General features: G+C 64.4%; 16 protein-coding genes. 12 read left to right on the top strand and 4 right to left on the bottom strand.

Annotated features, from left to right (window positions below; genetic code table 11):
• Positions 1 to 252 precede the first annotated feature (252 nt).
• The gene (gene tyrS / locus RSO41_RS03005) at positions 253 to 1,452 is read right to left on the bottom strand and encodes a tyrosine--tRNA ligase (RefSeq protein ID WP_315617575.1); all 1,200 of its coding nucleotides are present in this window, start codon (positions 1,450 to 1,452) and stop codon (positions 253 to 255) included.
• Between the two features lie 111 nt (positions 1,453 to 1,563).
• Between tyrS and RSO41_RS03000 the strand changes: the two genes are divergently transcribed.
• A complete protein-coding gene (locus RSO41_RS03000; protein ID WP_315617574.1) occupies positions 1,564 to 2,694 on the top strand; it encodes an anhydro-N-acetylmuramic acid kinase in 1,131 nt (376 codons plus the stop codon).
• Between the two features lie 7 nt (positions 2,695 to 2,701).
• On the opposite strand, the gene RSO41_RS02995 is transcribed toward RSO41_RS03000, so the two are convergent.
• The gene (locus RSO41_RS02995; protein WP_315617573.1) at positions 2,702 to 3,739 is read right to left on the bottom strand and encodes a type IV pilus twitching motility protein PilT; all 1,038 of its coding nucleotides are present in this window, start codon (positions 3,737 to 3,739) and stop codon (positions 2,702 to 2,704) included.
• Positions 3,740 to 3,793: 54 nt separating this feature from the next.
• Between RSO41_RS02995 and RSO41_RS02990 the strand changes: the two genes are divergently transcribed.
• Genes RSO41_RS02990 through RSO41_RS02965 form a run of 6 tightly spaced genes read left to right on the top strand, consistent with a single transcriptional unit; the run spans position 3,794 to position 9,128 of the window.
• On the top strand, positions 3,794 to 4,498 hold the full coding sequence (locus RSO41_RS02990; RefSeq protein WP_315617572.1) for a YggS family pyridoxal phosphate-dependent enzyme: 705 nt from the start codon (positions 3,794 to 3,796) through the stop codon (positions 4,496 to 4,498).
• A gap of 54 nt (positions 4,499 to 4,552) precedes the next feature.
• Positions 4,553 to 5,377: a pyrroline-5-carboxylate reductase gene (gene proC / locus RSO41_RS02985; protein ID WP_315617571.1), complete on the top strand. Its 825-nt coding sequence runs from the start codon at positions 4,553 to 4,555 to the stop codon at positions 5,375 to 5,377.
• A gap of 27 nt (positions 5,378 to 5,404) precedes the next feature.
• Positions 5,405 to 5,998 carry a YggT family protein gene (locus RSO41_RS02980; protein ID WP_315617570.1) on the top strand — a complete coding sequence of 198 codons (594 nt, stop codon included), beginning with the start codon at positions 5,405 to 5,407 and terminating at the stop codon, positions 5,996 to 5,998.
• Positions 5,999 to 6,041: 43 nt separating this feature from the next.
• Positions 6,042 to 7,199 (top strand): homoserine O-acetyltransferase, encoded by a 1,158-nt coding sequence (locus tag RSO41_RS02975; protein WP_315617569.1) that lies wholly within the window; start codon positions 6,042 to 6,044, stop codon positions 7,197 to 7,199.
• A complete protein-coding gene (metW, locus tag RSO41_RS02970; protein ID WP_315617596.1) occupies positions 7,199 to 7,810 on the top strand; it encodes a methionine biosynthesis protein MetW in 612 nt (203 codons plus the stop codon). Before RSO41_RS02975 ends, metW begins: the two co-directional genes overlap by 1 nt.
• Entirely contained in the window at positions 7,797 to 9,128 is a 1,332-nt protein-coding gene (locus tag RSO41_RS02965) for a hypothetical protein (RefSeq protein WP_315617568.1), read from the top strand. Before metW ends, RSO41_RS02965 begins: the two co-directional genes overlap by 14 nt.
• A gap of 10 nt (positions 9,129 to 9,138) precedes the next feature.
• On the opposite strand, the gene sfsA is transcribed toward RSO41_RS02965, so the two are convergent.
• Both sfsA and RSO41_RS02955 read right to left on the bottom strand, forming a co-directional pair.
• Complete coding sequence (gene sfsA / locus RSO41_RS02960; RefSeq protein ID WP_315617595.1) at positions 9,139 to 9,870, bottom strand: DNA/RNA nuclease SfsA; 732 nt, start codon at positions 9,868 to 9,870, stop codon at positions 9,139 to 9,141.
• Positions 9,870 to 11,042 (bottom strand): pyridoxal phosphate-dependent aminotransferase, encoded by a 1,173-nt coding sequence (locus RSO41_RS02955; protein ID WP_315617567.1) that lies wholly within the window; start codon positions 11,040 to 11,042, stop codon positions 9,870 to 9,872. The genes sfsA and RSO41_RS02955 overlap by 1 nt, the downstream gene beginning before the upstream one ends.
• A 284-nt stretch (positions 11,043 to 11,326) precedes the next feature.
• On the opposite strand from RSO41_RS02955, the gene dksA reads away from it, so the two are divergent.
• From dksA to RSO41_RS02930, 5 genes are all read left to right on the top strand, one after another.
• Positions 11,327 to 11,764: an RNA polymerase-binding protein DksA gene (dksA, locus tag RSO41_RS02950; protein WP_064700528.1), complete on the top strand. Its 438-nt coding sequence runs from the start codon at positions 11,327 to 11,329 to the stop codon at positions 11,762 to 11,764.
• Positions 11,765 to 11,888: 124 nt separating this feature from the next.
• On the top strand, positions 11,889 to 12,785 hold the full coding sequence (gluQRS, locus tag RSO41_RS02945) for a tRNA glutamyl-Q(34) synthetase GluQRS (RefSeq protein ID WP_315617566.1): 897 nt from the start codon (positions 11,889 to 11,891) through the stop codon (positions 12,783 to 12,785).
• An 8-nt stretch (positions 12,786 to 12,793) separates the two neighbouring features.
• Entirely contained in the window at positions 12,794 to 12,973 is a 180-nt protein-coding gene (locus RSO41_RS02940; protein WP_315617565.1) for a hypothetical protein, read from the top strand.
• 178 nt (positions 12,974 to 13,151) lie between these two features.
• A complete protein-coding gene (locus RSO41_RS02935) occupies positions 13,152 to 16,112 on the top strand; it encodes a sensor histidine kinase (RefSeq protein WP_315617564.1) in 2,961 nt (986 codons plus the stop codon).
• A complete protein-coding gene (locus RSO41_RS02930; protein ID WP_315617563.1) occupies positions 16,090 to 17,475 on the top strand; it encodes a sigma-54 dependent transcriptional regulator in 1,386 nt (461 codons plus the stop codon). The genes RSO41_RS02935 and RSO41_RS02930 overlap by 23 nt, the downstream gene beginning before the upstream one ends.
• The last annotated feature ends 522 nt before the right edge of the window (positions 17,476 to 17,997 follow it).

Below are 17,997 nucleotides of genomic sequence, written 5' to 3'. Positions count from 1 at the left end.
AGGTGCTTTTGCCACCTTTCACCGCCTGCAACGTTGCCCGTCGCCGGCAGCGGATGCGTACTTTACGGATCACGAGCCGGTGATGCAAGCCCTTTGCGACAATAACGTGACGAAAAGATCGCAAGGCGATGACAATGCATCCACAGCCCCTTGCGGCACATGCCGGCTGTGGACAAGACACATCCCGAGACCATCGACGAAAACGCCCGCTCGTGGCGGGCGTTCATGGCCTGGTCGCACGGGGAGCGGATATCAGGTGAGCGTCACTCGCGCATAGCGTTTCTTGCCGGCCTGAATCACGTAACGCTTGCCGGTATCGAGCATATGATCGCGGGCAACCACCTCGCCATCGACCTTCACCCGCCCATTACCCAGCATGTCCTTGGCCTGGGCGCTGTTCTGCACCAGCCCGGCGCGATTGAGCACGGCGGCGATGGGCGCCCGGTCACTTCCTTCGAAATCGACATCCACTTCGGGCAGGTCCTCGGGCAACTCGCCGTCGGCCAGCTGATTACCGGCACTGCGGTGCGCATTGGCCGCCGCCTCTTCGCCGTGATAACGACCGATCAACTCACGCGCCAGCTCCATCTTGATATCCCGAGGATTCGCTCCCTGGTCCACCGAGGACTTGAGCGCATCGATCTCCTCATTGCTCTTCAGAGATAGCAGATCGAAGTAACGCCACATCAAGCTATCGGGCATGGACACCAGCTTGTTGAACATGGCGCCCGGTGCTTCGTCGACCCCGACATAGTTGCCCAACGACTTGGACATCTTCTGGACGCCATCCAGCCCTTCCAGCAACGGCATGGTGATGACGACCTGAGACTCCTGATCGAAGTGCTTCTGCACCTCCCTGCCCATCAGCAGGTTGAACTTCTGGTCGGTACCACCGAGCTCGATGTCGGCCTCCAGCGCCACGGAGTCATAGCCTTGCACGAGCGGGTAGAGGAACTCATGGATGGAAATCGACTGGCCGGCGCGATAGCGCTTCTCGAAATCGTCCCGTTCGAGCATGCGCGCCACGGTGCTCTGGGCCGACAGCTCGATCATGTCGGCAGCACTCATGGAGGAGAACCATTCGGCATTGAAACGCACTTCGGTCTTGGCAGGATCGAGCACCTTGAAGACCTGTTCCTTGTAGGTCTCGGCGTTGGCTCGCACTTCCTCTTCCGTGAGCGGCTTGCGCGTCACGTTCTTGCCGGTGGGATCGCCGATACGTCCGGTGAAATCGCCGATCAGGAAAATGACCTCATGACCGAGATCCTGAAACTGACGCATCTTGGTCAGCAGCACACTGTGCCCCAGGTGCAGATCCGGCGCGGTGGGATCGAACCCCGCCTTGATGCGCAGGGTACGACCGGAGGCCAGTTTCTTCTCCAGCTCTTCTTCCAGAAGAATCTCGTGGGTACCGCGCTTGAGCAAGGCTAGCGCGTCGGTAACATCGGTCATTCTCTCCTCTCCACTCGGCAAGGCGGTCCTCCCGGGACCTTGATCGGCGACTGTACCGCTCCAATGCTATCATGCTCCGCAACGACGGTTGAGCCTATCCCGGGAGCCCCCATGAGCTTATTCATCGGCCTGATGTCCGGCACCAGCCTCGATGGTGTCGACGCCGCCCTGGTCGACATCACCTCCGACGCCCCACCTCGACTCCTGGCAACCCATGGCGAATCGATGCCGCCTCGCCTCCGCGAGCTACTATGGCGGCTCTGCCATGCCGGGCACATCAGCTTCGCCGAACTGGCCGCTGCCGAAGCCGACTTTTCCCGGCTGCAGGCCAGAGCGGTCAATGCCCTGCTCGAACAACAGGGCATCCCGGCTTCGGCCATCACCGCCATCGGCAGCCATGGCCAGACCGTGGAGCACGCGCCGACGGGGCACGATGGTGGCCCCGCCTATACCCTGCAACTGGATAATCCCAGCCTGCTGGCCGAATTGACCGGCTGCCGCGTGGTCGCCGACTTCAGGCGTCGCGACCTGGCCGCGGGCGGTCAAGCCGCGCCCCTGGCTCCCGCCTTTCATCAGGCCGTCTTTCGGGATGCCGATGAATGGCGGGTCATCCTCAACCTCGGTGGCTTTGCCAATCTCACTTTGCTGCCACCCGAGCACGACGCCCGAGCGCCACTGGGATTCGATACCGGCCCCGCCAATGCACTGCTGGACGCCTGGCACGCGCGGCATCTTGGCGGAGAATTCGACGAAGGTGGCGCCTGGGCAGCCTCGGGACGTGTGGACGACGCCCTCCTCGAGCGGTTTCTGGAAGAAGAATTCTTTCATCAGCCGCCTCCGCGCAGCACTGGTCGAGAGCTGTTCAACCTCGGCTGGCTGGAGGGGCGACTGTCCGGAGGCGAGTGCCCACAGGACGTGCAGGCAACGCTGGCAGCACTCACGGCCACCAGCATCGCTCTGGGCATCGAGATGGCCCGCGAACGGCTCGATGCGCCACCGATCGGTCGCCTGATCCCTTGCGGCGGCGGTGCGCACAACCCGGACCTGCTCGCCAGACTTGCCGGCCAATTGCCCGACACGCCCCTGGAAGACAGCGCCAGCCTCGGCTGGCCCGCCGACTGGCTCGAGGCGGGCGCCTTTGCCTGGCTGGCCTGGCGGAGGCTCGAGCAGCTGCCCGGCAACCTCCCCTCGGTCACCGGGGCCGCCGGACCACGCACCCTGGGCGGGGTCTACGCGCCTTGACGGTGCCTTAAAGCCCCGGCAGGGGAGACCGTGCGTGCGCCTGCGCTTCGTCACGCGCCACCACACCATCGGCAACCAGCCGTGCCAGTGCCGCATCCAGCGTCTGCATGCCCTGGGCGGCACCGGTCTGCAGCACCGAATGCAGTTGCGCTACCTTGTCCTCGCGAATCAGGTTACGGACCGCCGGTGTGGCGACCATGACTTCATGAGCCGCCACGCGCCCGCCCCCACAGCGCTTCAACAGCACCTGCGAGACGACCGCCTGCAGGGATTCCGACAGCATCGCCCGCACCATGCCCTGTTCGGGGCCGGGGAAGGCGTCGATGATGCGATCGATGGTCTTGGCCGCCGAGAGTGTATGCAGGGTTCCCAGTACCAGGTGTCCCGTCTCGGCGGCGGTCAGCGCCAGCCGCATGGTCTCCAGGTCGCGCATCTCGCCAACGAGGATGACATCGGGGTCCTCGCGCAGGGCTCCACGCAAGGCAGCAGCGAAGCTTCGGGTATCCCGCGAGACCTCGCGCTGATTGATCAGGCACCGCTTGCCGTGATGCACAAACTCCACCGGATCCTCGATGGTCAGGATGTGATCATGCCGCGTCTCGTTGATGGCATCGATGATCGCCGCCAGGGTCGTGCTCTTGCCCGACCCGGTGGGCCCCGTTACCAGGACCAGGCCTCGACGCAACGCGGCCAGCCGCCCCAGAGACTCCGCCATGCCAAGCTCGACCAGCCCCTTCACACCACCGGGAATGGTGCGGAATACCGCACCGATGCCACGACCGTGCTGAAAGACATTGCCGCGGAAACGAGCCACCCCCGGGAGGTCCAGAGCAACATCGGCTTCCAGTTCCGCGTTGAACGCCGCCCAGCGTGACTCACCGAGCAACGCCTGCAGTTCCCGGCGCAGGGTCGAGTCATCGATGACGGACACGCCGAGTGCTTCCAGAACGCCATCGACGCGTAACATCGGTACCATGCCAGCCGACAGATGCAGGTCGGAGGCGCCCCGCTTTGCCGAGGAGGCCAGCAGTTCGGTAATATTCATGCGATTCCCTCGCTCCCTATACAGGGGTTCCTGTTGCATGACGGACCACACGACATGACGGATCCGGCGCTTTCCGAGCCCTTGACCGCCGCACGCGCACGCCTCTCGGCGGCACTGCAGGCCGCGGGCCGCCCCGTCGACGACGCTCGCCTGCTCGCGGTCAGCAAGACCAAGCCCACGTCCATGATCCGTGAGGCCTGGCAACTCGGGCAGCGCGAGTTCGGCGAAAGCTATGTCCAGGAAGCCCTGGACAAGCAGGCCGAGCTGGCAGACCTGAACGATATCGTCTGGCATTTCATCGGCCCGCTGCAGTCCAACAAGAGCCGCATCGTCGCCGAGCGCTTCGCCTGGATACACAGCGTAGACCGAGAACGGCTCGCGCGACGCCTCGATGCGCAACGTCCGACATCGCTGCCCCCCTTGAACATCTGCCTTCAGGTCAACATCAGCGACGAGGCCAGCAAGTCCGGCATCACGCTCAGCGAACTCCCGGCCCTGGCCGACGCCGTACATGCCTTGCCGAATCTTCGGTTGCGTGGCCTGATGGCGATTCCGGCACCCAGCATCGACCCGGTAGAACAGCGTCGTCCCTTCATCCGGTTGCGCGAGGCCCTGGAGTCACTGCGCACACGACTCCCCGAGGCACCGCTGGATACACTGTCGATGGGCATGAGCGGCGACATGGAGGCAGCGGTAATGGAAGGCGCGACCCTGGTGCGACTGGGCACCGCCATCTTCGGCGCACGCCAGCGCCCCTGAAGTTTCATGCCCGCACCGTCGGGCCACCATCGTCACCCACACAGGACAGACCGCATGGCAAGCCAAGTCACCTTCATCGGCGCCGGCAACATGGCCGGCGCGATCATCGGCGGAATGATCGACAGCGGTTACGCCCGCGACGCCATTACTGCCACCTCACCAGATGACGGCGCGCTCGCCCCGTTGCGCGAGCGTCTGGGCATTCATACCGAGACCGACAACGCGACCGCCGTGGCCCGGGCCGATGTGGTGGTCCTGGCGGTCAAGCCTCAGATCATGCAGGCCGTCTGCACCGACATGCGCGATGCCGTCCAGGCCCGCAAGCCGTTGATCATTTCGGTGGCCGCCGGCCTGCCCGCCGACACCCTGGAGCACTGGCTCGGTGGCGACCTGCCGGTCGTACGCTGCATGCCCAACACGCCGTCACTGGTCGGTGCCGGTGCCGCAGGCCTGTACGCCAATACCAGGGTCACGAACGACCAGCGACGCATCGCCGGCGACCTGCTCGAAGCCGTAGGGTTGGTCGAATGGGTCGATGAGGAGGCGTTGCTCGACGCCGTGACCGCTGTCTCCGGCAGCGCCCCGGCCTACTTCTTCCTGATGTTCGAAGCCATGGAGCAAGCCGGCGCCGACCTCGGGCTGCCCGCCGAGACGGCTCGCCGGCTCGCCATGCAGACGGCCTACGGTGCCGCCCGCATGGCCATGGACAGCGACAAGACACCCGGCGAACTCAAGCGCAACGTGATGTCGCCCGGCGGCACCACCGAACGCGCCATCGAGCACATGGAGAACGCCGGCCTGCGCGACATCATGCAAGGCGCGATGCGCGCTTGTGCCACGCGCGCGGGCGAAATGGCCGACGAACTCGGCAAACGCTGAAACAACCACGGACACGGAGGAGCCCTGATGGGCAGTCAACTGGGAAACGCCGGCCTGCTGCTGGTCAACACCCTCATCAATATCTACTTGTTCCTGCTGATGCTGCGTTTTCTTCTGCAGGCGTCACGGGCCGACTACTACAATCCCATCAGCCAGTCGGTGGTCAAGATCACTCAGCCGGCGGTGCGTCCCTTCCAGAGCTTTCTGGGGCCAGTCATGGGGCGCTTCGACCTGGCGACCCTGGCCAGCGGCCTGGTCATCAAGCTCATCGCCATCATTGCCATCCTGCAGATCGCGGGCTATGGCATGGCGCCACTGGACAGTCTGGCCATCGGCGCCGTGGCCGCACTGGCCAACGCGATCCTGAAGATCTACTTCTTCGCGTTGATCGTGATGATCATCCTCAGCTGGGTGGCCCCACGTGCCAGCCACCCCGGAGCGCTTTTGATCATGCAACTGGTAGAGCCGATCATGGCGCCGGTGCGTCGCGTCATTCCGCCGCTGGGCATGCTCGACCTGTCACCCATCGTGGTGTTCATCGCCATCAACCTGATCGATGGTATTGTGGTCGGCTCGCTGATCCGTGCCGCCGGCGTCGTCGGTGTACTGGTCGGCCTCTAGGAATGCATACATAACACCATAACGACGGGACACGACACGCCTGATGACCGAGATGCCTCGCGAATCGGTCGGCTTGGTGACGCCGCTCACGGCACACTTCGACGACCCCCTGGAGCTGGCCTGCGGCAAGACGCTGCCGGCCTATGACCTGGTCTACGAGACGTACGGCACGCTCAACGCCGAGCACAGCAATGCCGTGCTGATCTGTCACGCCCTGTCCGGGCATCACCATGCCGCCGGCTTCCATTCGTCGGAGGACCGCAAGCCCGGCTGGTGGGATGCCCATATCGGGCCGGGCAAATCCATCGATACCGACCGCTTCTTCGTGGTGTCGTTGAACAATCTCGGCGGCTGCCACGGCAGTACCGGACCCACCAGTCTCAACCCGGAAACCGGCGAGTCCTGGGGCCCCGACTTCCCGATGATGACAGTGCTCGACTGGGTTCACAGCCAGGCGCGGCTAGCCGACCGTCTCGGCATCCAGCGCTTCGCCGCCATCATCGGCGGAAGCCTGGGCGGCATGCAGGTACTGCAATGGGCTCTCTCCTACCCCGATCGCATCGCCCATGCCGGGGTGATTGCGGCAACGCCCAAGCTCTCGGCACAGAACATCGCCTTCAACGAGGTCGCCCGGCAGGCCATCCGTTCGGACCCCGACTTCTTCGACGGCCGCTATGCCGACCATGACACCCTCCCCCGGCGGGGCCTCAAGCTGGCCCGCATGGTCGGCCACATCACCTATCTGTCGGAAGACGCCATGGGCAGCAAGTTCGGCCGAGACCTGCGAAGCACGGACCTCAACTTCGGCTATGGCGTGGAATTCCAGGTGGAGTCCTACCTGCGACACCAGGGCGACACCTTTTCTTCATCCTTCGATGCCCATACCTACCTGCTGATGACCAAGGCGCTGGACTATTTCGATCCCGCCGCCAACCATGAGGGCGACCTGGCCGCCGCCCTGGCGCCGGCAAACTGCCCCTTCCTGGTCATCAGCTTCTCCAGCGACTGGCGCTTTCCTCCATCGCGCTCCAAGGAACTGGTCAATGCCCTGATACGGGCCGGCAAACCGGTCAGCTATGCCAATATCGACTCGCCACACGGCCACGACGCCTTTCTATTGCCCGAGCCCCGCTATCAGGCAGTGTTTGCCGCTTTCATGGACCGAGTGGCACACGACCAGGGGCTGGAGGAACGCTCATGATGCGCACCGACCTGAAACTGATCTATGACTGGGTCCCGCAAGGCGCCCGCCTGCTCGACCTGGGGTGTGGCGATGGCGCCTTGCTTGCCGCCCTGGCACACGACAAGAACGTCACCGGCTACGGCCTGGAGATCGACCCGGACGGTATCACCCGCTGTCTTGCACGCGGCGTCAATGTCATCGAGCAGAACCTCGACGAAGGACTGGCCAACTTCGAGGACGATGCCTGTGATCTGGTGGTGATGACCCAGGCCCTGCAGGCCCTTCGCCGCCCCGACCGGATGCTCGACGAGATGCTGCGCGTCGCCGAGGAATGCATCATCACCTTCCCCAACTTCGCCTACTGGCGTCACCGGGTACACCTCGGGTTGCGCGGCTACATGCCGGTTTCGAAATCCCTGCCCCACGCCTGGTATGACACGCCCAACATCCATCTGTCGACCTTCAACGACTTCGAGCACCTGTGTCGCCAGAAAGATCTGGTGATCGTCGATCGAGCCGTAGGTGCCGGGGACTACCGCGACCACTGGGCCTCGCGGTTGTGGCCCAACCTGCTCGGCGAGATCGCCATCTTCCGTGTTACCCGCCGGAGCTCCCGTGCCGCCCCCTGAGGTACCGCACGCTTCGGACATCGCCTGTTCGCGCCTTGGCGATGCCCTGAACGCCTGCGCACAGGGTTCCCCCGCCGGTCTCGAGCTGCTGGCCCGCCATAGCGTCCCTCAGCTGCTGGCGGTGGCCGAGCAGTTCCTCGAGACGCCCGACGACATCGAGGCCGTGGTACAGGATACGCTCGAGCTTGCCTGGCATGATGTGTGGCGTTTCCAGCCTGCCGATGAGGGCCCCGAACACTGGCTGATGCGTATCTTCGCCAGCCGCCTCAATAGCCAGCTGGAAGCCCCGGAGTTGGGCTCGTCGCCATCGCTCAACATCGCAGCCGACTCCCCTGTCGTCCTGCCACCCCCATTATCCCTGCCCGAGGCCTTGTCACCGCAACGACTCTGCACCATGGCCGAACGCCTGCCGCCGGCAAACACCAGCGTCGGGCTGAAAGCACGCCTGACCGATGCACTGGTATTGCTCAGGAGCGCCCGGAACATGCCTCCCACACCCAGTGGCGAACCCGCGGATCCTCGGCTGTTTTCGCCGGCCATTGCATCCCGCATGCGGCTTTCGCGCGTGAGTCGCCGCACCATGGGAGGGCTGAATCGCTATATCGCTCAACCGCTGGCACAGGGAGCCTTCACGCTGTGGCGACATCAGGCTCCGGGAGGCACCTGGATCGAAAAGCAGGGCCTGCCTCGCCATGTGATAGAGGAACGCTACGCCAGGCTGCTGGAGGTCAAGGTGGCACCACGCGAGCTGTTGCACCAGCTCGACTACCAGAGCGCCTTTCCCGACCGCAAGCGCCGCCACTGGGTCGGTAACCGTCTGCTTTGGGGCGGCGACTGGGATGCATCCCTGCACCCCTTTCTCGCCAGTCGTCGCATGCACTTCATCGCCGACATCTGGCACCACCGCCGTCGACCGGAGCAGAGCCACAGCTATCATCGGCTCGCCGAGCGACTGGCCCGAGGCAAGCCCATTGTTTCCCATTCCGACGGCGTCATGCTTGACCGTCCGGAGCGCATCCTGGCCTATCTACGGCGCTATCATCTGTACATGGAATCCATCGCCTGTTTCGGCTTCGATGACCGGCTGAGCAAGGATCCCCTGGGCGTGGCGGTGGACCGCCACGGGTACCTGGTCAAGACCAACAAGGGCCTGCATCGCCTGGCCATGAGCCAAGTAATCGGCGTCCCGAACATCCGCGTGCGGGTACGCGCCATTCACCGTCAATGGTGGCAGCGAATCGCCGGCGAGACGCATGGCCAGGAGGCCCTTGACCGAGTGCTGACAGCCCTGCCCCATTGTCGCCCCCGGACCGATTGATCACGCCCCGTCAGACCAGCCTTGTCGGCAAGGCTTCACCCATGGAAACGGTCAGCGGCTGCCCGTCACCGCCTCGGGCGATCCGGACACCACGTGCCATGACCTCCACGCCCTGCCCCGCCACCCGCACCAGCGTCTCGGCATAGGCTGGATCCAGGTGAGCCGCCGGCGCCACATCGGCAATGCCCTCGTGGGCCACGAAAAACAGCAGGACAGCACGATGCCCGCGACTGGCCAGAGTAGCCAGCGTTTCCAGATGCTTGCGCCCACGCGCGCTGACAGCATCGGGGAAGTAACCGTGACCGTCGCCTTCGCGCAGCGTCACCTGCTTGACCTCGACGAAGGTGTCGAGCCCATCCTCGCCCGGACGACGAAAGTCCAGTCGAGCCCCTTCGACACTCGCCTCGCGACGCCATTCGCCGGCACCGTTCAGTTCGTCGACCCTCGACGCCCGCAACGCTTCCTCGACGATGCGGTTGGCGCGTCCCGTATGCACCGAAGCCAGCGCCATATGGCCATCCGGCTGGGGCAGCTCGATCAGTTCCCAGGTCCAGGCCAGCTTGCGCGCAGGGTTGGTGCTCGGCGCCAGCCAGACCCGGCAACCGGGGACATTGACTGCCCGCATCGAGCCGGTATTGGGGCAGTGGGCGACCACCTCGCGCCCATCGTCGAGGCGCACATCGGCCAGGAAACGCTTGTAGCGTCGCAGCAGAGTGCCGGCCACCAGGTCGGGATAATGCATCACGCTTGCCCCCAGTGGCGTGCCAGGAAGCGCTCGAGTCGTCCGACCGCTTCCTCGAGCCGCTCGACATCGGTGGTAAACGCGATACGCACATGACGTTCGCCACCCTGCAGAGCAAAATCGGTACCCGGCGTGATGGCCACGTTCTCTTCCTCGAGAAGGCGCAGGCAAAAGGCCTCGCTGTCGTCGCTATAACGGGAGATGTCCAACCACAGGTAAAAGGCCCCCTGGGGCGGCAACGACGGTGCCAGCCCCAGGGAGGCCAGACCATCGAGCAAGGCGTCACGGCGGCGCTGCAGCTCGACGCGACGCTGCTCGAGCAGGGCCAGGCAATCGGGACGAAAGGCTGCCAGAGCGGCGTGTTGCGCCGGCGTGGAAGCCGCCAGAAACACATTCTGCGCCAGCCGGGAGAGCGGCTCGACCGCCGCCTCCGGTGCGACCAGCCAGCCCAGGCGCCAGCCGGTCATGCCGAAATACTTGGAGAAGCTGTTGACGACGAAAGCCTCCGGCGCTATCGCCGTCGCCGACAGGGGGGCCAGGTCATAGGTCAACCCTTGATAGATCTCGTCGACCAGCAAGTGTCCCCCACGTTCTTTCACGGCTTCCGCCACGAGAGCCAGGCGATCGGCGTCGAGCATATGGCCGGTGGGGTTCGATGGCGTGGCCAGCATGGCCAGCCTGGTGGCCTTTCGCCAATGCTTCGCCACCAGGCCGGCATCCAGCTGCCAACCGCTCTCTCCGTCGACCGGCACGGCATCGACTTCGGCACCGGCCAGCGCCATGAAATGGCGATTGCACGGATAGGTGGGGTCGGCCATCAGCACCCGATCATCGGGCTCCACCAGCAGCTGACTGGCCAACAGCAGCGCCCCTGAGGCACCGGGCGTGACCAGAATGCGCTCGGGCGCCACCGAGGCGCCGAAGTGCTCGGCATAATGTGACGCGATGGCCTCACGCAATGCCGGCAGGCCAGTGGCCGGCGTGTAGCGGGTATGACCTTCGTTCAGGGCTTGCTGACCTGCCTCCACGACCGGTGACGGCGTCGGGAAATCCGGCTCGCCGATCTCCAGATGAATGACATCGTGTCCGGCCGCTTCGCGCGACTGGGCGGCTTCCAGCAGGTTCATCACGCGGAAGGAGGCGACGCCCTCCAGACGCGAGCTCCAGGACATGGCAATCTCCTCTGCACGTGAACGGCCTCCGAGAGTGCCGCCGGCGGGCATTTTTTTCGCTCGCCATGGTCAAAAAGGGTCAACGCTCGGCATGTTACGACGTTTGGCATGCCGACGCAGTTTCCTGGATTGATCTTGTAGACCGGTCTCCATGAAACGGTCTCCAAAAACATGGGTCTTGCAAAGTCGCCATTTTTTCGCTAAACAAGCATCCCTTTGGCGTGAGATACCTTAGCATCGCGGCGGGTATTGATCAGCAGTCACTAAAGTAGCGAGGCAGTCCCATGCCAGTAGCCGAACAGAAGATGGAAGCGCCCAAGAAATTCACCCCGTACGAGCCTGCAGCGGGTGAAGAGTACATGAACGAGAAGCAGCTCGAGCACTTCCGGCAGATCCTGCTGGGCTGGAAACAAGAGTTGATGGAGGAAGTGGACCGCACGGTTCGCCACCTGCAGGAAGAAGCGAACAACTACGCCGACCCGGCCGATCGCGCCACTCAGGAAGAAGGTTTCAGCCTGGAGCTGCGCACCCGCGACCGTGAGCGCAAGCTGCTGAAAAAGATCAACGAGACCATCGAAAAGATCGACGAGGACGACTACGGCTTCTGCGAGGCCTGCGGCGTCGAAATCGGCATTCGCCGCCTCGAGGCGCGTCCTACCGCCACGCTGTGCGTCGATTGCAAGACCCTCGCCGAGCTCAAGGAAAAACAGCTCGGCGGTTGAGCGGCGCTGCCTTCGGCTTTCCGCGCCGGGCTCGGGTGGCCCGGCGTCCCTTCACCCGGGAAGATGCTGACGACATGCCTCAGGCATGCAAGTCACGCTTCCCTGATTCGCCCCGGAGCCGCCCATGCGCGCCTACCGTGGCCGCTTCGCTCCCACGCCTTCTGGCCCCTTGCACTTCGGTTCGCTGATCGCGGCACTGGCCAGCTATCTGGATGCTCGTCACCAGCATGGCCACTGGCTATTGCGCATCGAGAACATCGATCCGCCCCGCTGCCCGGCCGGCGCGGCGGATACCATTCTGCGCCAGCTCGAGGCCTTCGGCCTTCACTGGGACGGCCCTGTTCACTGGCAGCACGATCGCGACGACGCCTACCACGAGGCGCTTACCCGGCTCGAGGCCCTGGGACTGGCTTACCCCTGCAGTTGCTCGCGCAAGCAGTGGCGCGACTACCCCGTCTATCCTGGCTGGTGCCGAACGGGCCCTCGCGAACCGGACAAGCCCCTGGCGTGGCGCCTGCGCAGCGACCTCGGCCCGACCCCGGTCACCTGGCAGGACCGATTGTTCGGCCGACAACGTCTCGATGCCGCCTCGTTCGGTGATGTCGTCCTCAAGCGCAAGGACGGCCTCTGGGCCTATCAACTGGCCGTGGTGGTCGACGACGGCGATCAGCGCATCACCGATGTGGTACGTGGCTTCGACCTGCTGGACAACATGCTCTGGCAACGCCAGCTGCAGCACGCCCTGGCACTACCGGCGCCACGTTATCTGCACCTGCCATTGATCCTCGGAGACAATGGGCAGAAGCTGTCGAAGCAGAACCTGGCGCCGGCCCTGCCGGAACAGGAGGATGCCGTACGCCCCCTGCTGCATCGTGCTCTGATCGCTCTGGACCAGGCACCACCTTCGGGGCTGGCTACCGAGCCGGTGTCCTCGCAGCTCGACTGGGCCATTGCGCACTGGTCGCCTCGTTCCCTGCAGGCTACGGCGGAACGGCGTGAACCCAGGCACAATGCTCTTTAGGGAGTGACATGTACGTCTACCGCATCATGCTATTCCTGGTCTTCAGCGGCTACCTGTTCTCACCGCTGTTGATGAGCGGCTGGGCCAACCCCGGCGTCGCCTGGTATCGCCCTTTTCTCATCTGGGGCGGGTTGATCGCCCTGACCCTGTGGCTGGAACAGAAACGCAAGCTCGATGAAAGGCGCTAGTGTCCTGTTTCGGAAGTTCGTTGAAGAGATGGCGAGCGCATTGGACCGCCAGGCAAGGCGCCGTGACGAGGCATAGCAGCGCTATGGCGAGGAATGGCAACGCTGCATGGCGGCCCAAGGAGCCGCCAGAATTCTACAGTCAACTTTTGATACAGGACACTAGGGGGACGATACGACAATGAGTCTTAACCTCCCCGGCCTGCTCGCACTCGGCGTCGGCTACCTGTCGTTGCTTTTCCTCTGCGCACTGGCCGTCGACCGCGGCTGGCTGCCGAGCCGCCTGGTACGTCATCCGGCGGTCTACACGCTGGCGCTCGGCGTCTACGCCAGTGCCTGGGCGGTCTACGGCAGCCTCGAGTTCGCCAGCCGCTACGGATTCGGCTACCTGTCCTACTACCTGGGGGTCGCCGGTGCCTTTCTGCTGGCCCCGGTGCTGCTAGTACCGATCCAGCGCATGACCCGGACCCACCAGCTCTCCTCGCTGGCCGACCTGTTTGCCTTTCGCTTCCGCTCACGTTGGGTCGGCACCTTGCTGACCCTGGTCAGCCTGCTGGCCGTGCTTCCCTTGCTGGCCTTGCAGATACAGACCATGGGCCATGCCATCCACCGCCTCAGTGGTGTTGGCTCGCCCTCCTTGCTGGCCCTGGGGTTCAGTCTGCTGATCGCCTTGTTCGCCATGCTGTTCGGAGCCCGCCACTCACACCTTAGTGCCCGGCACGACAGCCTGCTGGCCGCCATTGCCCTGGAGTCGCTGGTCAAGCTGGCTGCCATGCTGGCTCTCGGCGCCGTTGCCCTATTCGGAGTCTTCGAGGGCCCCGCCGACCTCCAGACCTGGCTCGATGGCGCCGGTCACCTCGCCCAGACTCGCATCGCCCAGCTCGACCCGGCCCAATGGCGTACGTTGTTGTTGCTGTTCTTCTCGGCGGCTTTCCTGATGCCGCACATGTTTCACATCACCTTCGCCGAAGCCCTCGACAGGCGTACGCTGCTCCAGTCCAGCTGGGCGCTGCCGCTGTTCATGCTGCTGATGGCCCTTCCGGTTCCGTTGATTCTGTGGGCCACACAACGTCTGGGGGTCGACGAGGTGGGCGCCGGCGCCGCCTACCTGGCCTTTGGCCTGTCTTCCTCGTGGTGGGTCGGTGGCCTGGCCTTCATCGCCGGACTGGCCGCAGCGAGCGGCACCATGATCATCATCTCGCTGGCCCTGTCGGGAATGATCCTCAACCACCTGGTACTGGTGGCGCATCCCCCCATTGCCCAACCCGACCTCTATCGCTGGCTACGCTGGCTGCGTCGTGGGTTGATCGCCGCGGTGATCGTCGGCGGCTGGCTGTTCTATCGCCTTGTCGGCGTGCACCATGACCTCTCCACCCTGGGGCTGGCCTCCTTCGTCGGCATGGCCCAGTGCCTGCCGGGCATGCTGGCCTTGCTGTACTGGCCAGGAGCCAATCGCAAGGGGATGGTGTCCGGGCTCGCCGTGGGCATGGCGATCTGGCTGGCTGGCCTGTGGGTCCCCTTGCTCACCGACTATCCGGCAATGCTGGTCCTTCCCCCGGGCCTGGAAGTTCTGGCCGGCGAGCCGGCCTGGTACAGCGTCACCCTGGTCTCGCTGGCGGCGAATATCCTGACCTTCATCCTCGTCTCCCTGGCCACCCGAACCTCGGCGGGAGAACGCGCGGCGGCCGAGGCCTGCTCCGTGGATGCCGTGGTGCGCCCCATGCGGCTGCCCCTGGTCGCCACCAATGGCGCCGAATTCAAGCGCCACCTGACGCGCGTACTGGGCGAGGATGTCGCCCATCGCGAGGTGGAGCACGCCTTGACCTCACTCGGCCTGTCCCCCCTGGACGGGCGCCCCTATGCCCTGCGCCGCCTGCGCGACCGCATCCAGGCCAACCTCTCCGGCCTGATGGGGCCCTCAGTCGCCCAGGACATCGTCGATCGTTGCCTGCCCTATCGACACAACGGCCCCAGTGCCACCGAGGACATCCACTTCGTCGAGAGCCGACTGGAGGCCTATCGCTCGCGACTCACCGGCCTGGCAAGAGAGCTCGACGGCCTGCGACGTTACCACCGGCGTACCCTGACCCGGCTGCCCATCGGCCTGTGTGCCTTCGGCGAGGATGGCGAGCTGTTGATGTGGAACGATGCGCTCACCGAGCTTTCCGGCATCGAGGGAGACTCGGTGATCGGGGCCCACCGCGACACCCTTCCCGCGCCCTGGAACGACCTGCTCGGCCAGATTCTCGCCGCGCCGCAGGGCCGCCTCTACAAGCAGCCGGCCAACCTGTCACGGGGCGAACGTTACCTGACCCTGCACCGCGCCGGCCTGCAGGGCGAACAAGGCGAAGACGGCGGCAATGTCATCCTGGTGGAGGATCACAGCGAGATGAAGTGGCTGGAGGATGAACTGGTCCACGCGGCTCGTCTCGCCTCCATCGGCCAGTTGGCCACCGGCGTCGCCCACGAGATCGGCAACCCCATCACCGGCATCTCCTCACTGGCCCAGAACCTGCGTTACGACACTGACGACCCCGCCCTGCTGGAGACCGCCGACCAGATCCAGGCCTTGACCGACCGTGTCTCGAAGATCGTCGGCTCACTGGTCGGGTTCGCCCATGGAGGCCGACACGTCACCGGTGCGGACTTCGCCCCCACCGCCATGGCCAGTGTCACCGACGAGGCCCTGCACTTGATCCGGCTCGCCCGCTCGGGGGAGGATGTCCGATATGAGAACCGCTGCCCGACCGACCAGGCCGTCATCGGGGACGCACAACGCCTGCAACAAGTGATGATCAACCTGCTGGGCAACGCCAGGGATGCCAGCGAACCGGGAGATCGCGTCATCATCGATGCCACCCCGGAGGACAGGTGCCTGCACCTGACCATCACCGACGAAGGCCACGGCATCGACCCGGCCATGCGCGACCATCTGTTCGAGCCCTTCACCACCACCAAACCGGCGGGTGAGGGCACCGGTCTAGGCCTGCCGCTGGTCTACAGTATCGTCGCCGAGCACGATGGCCAGATCGAGATCGAGTCCCCACCTGCCGGACAGGCCAGCGGTACGCGCATCCATCTATGGTTGCCCCTCCATCCAGAGACTGGTGAAAGCACCCATGAGCCGGATCCTGATCGTTGAAGACGAAGCCATCATTCGCAGCGCCCTGAGGCGCCTGCTGGAGCGTCACGACCATGACGTCAGTGAAGCCGGTTCCGTGGCCGAAGCCCGCGAGCTCGACCCGCAGCGCTTCGACCTGGTGATCAGCGACCTGCGTCTGCCCGGCGAACCCGGTACCGACCTCATCACCATCGCCGCCCCGGTACCGGTGCTGATCATGACCAGCTACGCCAGCATGCGATCGGCGGTGGAAGCGCTGAAGCTCGGTGCGGTGGACTATGTCGCCAAGCCCTTCGACCACGACGAGCTGCTCGAGACCGTCTCCCGTGTCCTGCATCAGCAAGCCACCCGGCAGGCCACGCCGCCCGATGTCACTGACCAGGGCGGCCAACAGCAGACGATGATCGGCAACTGCTCGGCCATGCAGGTCGTCTACTCGCGCATCCGCAAGACCGCGCCCGCCGATGTCACCGTACTGATCCAGGGGGAGTCCGGTACCGGCAAGGAACTGGTGGCCCGCGCCCTCCACCAGCAGAGCAAGCGTGCTGCCGCGCCACTGATCTGCGTCAATTGCGCCGCCATTCCCGAGACGCTGATCGAGTCCGAACTGTTCGGTCACGAGAAAGGCGCCTTCACTGGCGCCAATGCCGCCCGCACCGGCCTGGTGGAGGCCGCCGATCACGGCACCCTGTTTCTTGACGAGATCGGCGAACTGCCACCCGACGCCCAGGCCCGCCTGCTGCGTGTCCTGCAGGAGGGCGAGATCCGCAAGATCGGCTCGGTGGAGACGCGACACGTCAACGTTCGCCTGATCGCCGCCACCCATCGGGACCTGCATGCGCTGTCGAAGACAGGTGAATTCCGCCTCGACCTGTATTATCGCCTCAACGTGATGCAGATCGACCTCCCGCCGCTGCGAGATCGCGACGATGACATCCTGGAGATCGCCGATTCGTTGCTCGCCAAGGCCTGCCGCCGTCATGACCGCGAGGGCCTGCGCCTCTCCCGAGCCGCCCGGCGCGTCATCCGCGACTTTCCCTGGCCCGGCAACGTGCGTGAGCTGGAAAACGCCCTCGAGCGTGGTGTCATCCTCGCCGAAAGTCACCTCATCCATCCCGACGACCTGGGTCTCACTCCACCACCACGTCCGGCCCCTGCGACTGCCGCCAAGGTGACAACACTCGACGAATCCCCGGAAGACAACGAGGATCCCGAAGACCTCTCTCTGGAAGACTACTTTCAGCACTTCGTGCTGGAGCACCAGGATCAGATGAGCGAAACCGAGCTGGCCCAGAAACTCGGCATCAGCCGCAAATGCCTGTGGGAGCGTCGCCAACGCCTGGGCATTCCCCGCAAGAAGGGTCCCCGGCGCAACGTCGGCTGATCCGTCACTCTGCAACCTCGACTAAAGTGCAAGCGCAACACCTCCCGAGCCAACACCCGGCTCATGTGCTCCCCGGCCGGTGTCACGCACCATCTGTTACCTTCTCACACAGCCTGTGCGCCATCTCGGGGCAATCCGGGTAACACTGCCCCTGCACTTTTCAGGTGACAAAATGATGAAAAACCACAAGATAATGAAAATAAAGGATTTTTCAATCACTGGCACAAGCCGTGCAACATGTATGGGCAAGAAAAACAAATCCGGATGTCACCGGCGGCCTCAACAACAACAATGGCCAGACAAGGTGACAGGACCCGAGCCAACAACAACAAACTCTTCGGGTCGAGGCACTTGAGCGCCATGCCGACAACAAGAACAGCAACGGCAATGGACGCGAGTCCTTCGAGGTCAACAACAACAAGAACTCGAAGCCGGAAGATCAGGACGCGACGCACCGACAACCGGCCGACAACAAGAACAAGGGCCGTCAGGGTGCACTCCCGGCAACAACAACAAGCCACC

Origin of the sequence: Halomonas sp. I1, from assembly GCF_032334135.1 — a bacterium.
Classification (GTDB): Bacteria; Pseudomonadota; Gammaproteobacteria; order Pseudomonadales; family Halomonadaceae; genus Halomonas.
The sequence above is the reverse complement of the archived record's forward strand: the minus strand, read 5'-3'. Positions and strand labels throughout refer to the sequence as shown.

Coding starts and splice junctions, on each gene's coding strand:
- tyrS (WP_315617575.1), bottom strand. CDS start 1,452: ATGACCGATGTTACCGACGCGCTAGCCTTGCTCAAGCGCGGTACCCAC.
- RSO41_RS03000 (WP_315617574.1), top strand. CDS start 1,564: ATGAGCTTATTCATCGGCCTGATGTCCGGCACCAGCCTCGATGGTGTC.
- RSO41_RS02995 (WP_315617573.1), bottom strand. CDS start 3,739: ATGAATATTACCGAACTGCTGGCCTCCTCGGCAAAGCGGGGCGCCTCC.
- RSO41_RS02990 (WP_315617572.1), top strand. CDS start 3,794: ATGACGGATCCGGCGCTTTCCGAGCCCTTGACCGCCGCACGCGCACGC.
- proC (WP_315617571.1), top strand. CDS start 4,553: ATGGCAAGCCAAGTCACCTTCATCGGCGCCGGCAACATGGCCGGCGCG.
- RSO41_RS02980 (WP_315617570.1), top strand. CDS start 5,405: ATGGGCAGTCAACTGGGAAACGCCGGCCTGCTGCTGGTCAACACCCTC.
- RSO41_RS02975 (WP_315617569.1), top strand. CDS start 6,042: ATGACCGAGATGCCTCGCGAATCGGTCGGCTTGGTGACGCCGCTCACG.
- metW (WP_315617596.1), top strand. CDS start 7,199: ATGCGCACCGACCTGAAACTGATCTATGACTGGGTCCCGCAAGGCGCC.
- sfsA (WP_315617595.1), bottom strand. CDS start 9,870: ATGCATTATCCCGACCTGGTGGCCGGCACTCTGCTGCGACGCTACAAG.
- RSO41_RS02955 (WP_315617567.1), bottom strand. CDS start 11,042: ATGTCCTGGAGCTCGCGTCTGGAGGGCGTCGCCTCCTTCCGCGTGATG.
- dksA (WP_064700528.1), top strand. CDS start 11,327: ATGCCAGTAGCCGAACAGAAGATGGAAGCGCCCAAGAAATTCACCCCG.
- gluQRS (WP_315617566.1), top strand. CDS start 11,889: ATGCGCGCCTACCGTGGCCGCTTCGCTCCCACGCCTTCTGGCCCCTTG.
- RSO41_RS02940 (WP_315617565.1), top strand. CDS start 12,794: ATGTACGTCTACCGCATCATGCTATTCCTGGTCTTCAGCGGCTACCTG.
- RSO41_RS02935 (WP_315617564.1), top strand. CDS start 13,152: ATGAGTCTTAACCTCCCCGGCCTGCTCGCACTCGGCGTCGGCTACCTG.
- RSO41_RS02930 (WP_315617563.1), top strand. CDS start 16,090: ATGAGCCGGATCCTGATCGTTGAAGACGAAGCCATCATTCGCAGCGCC.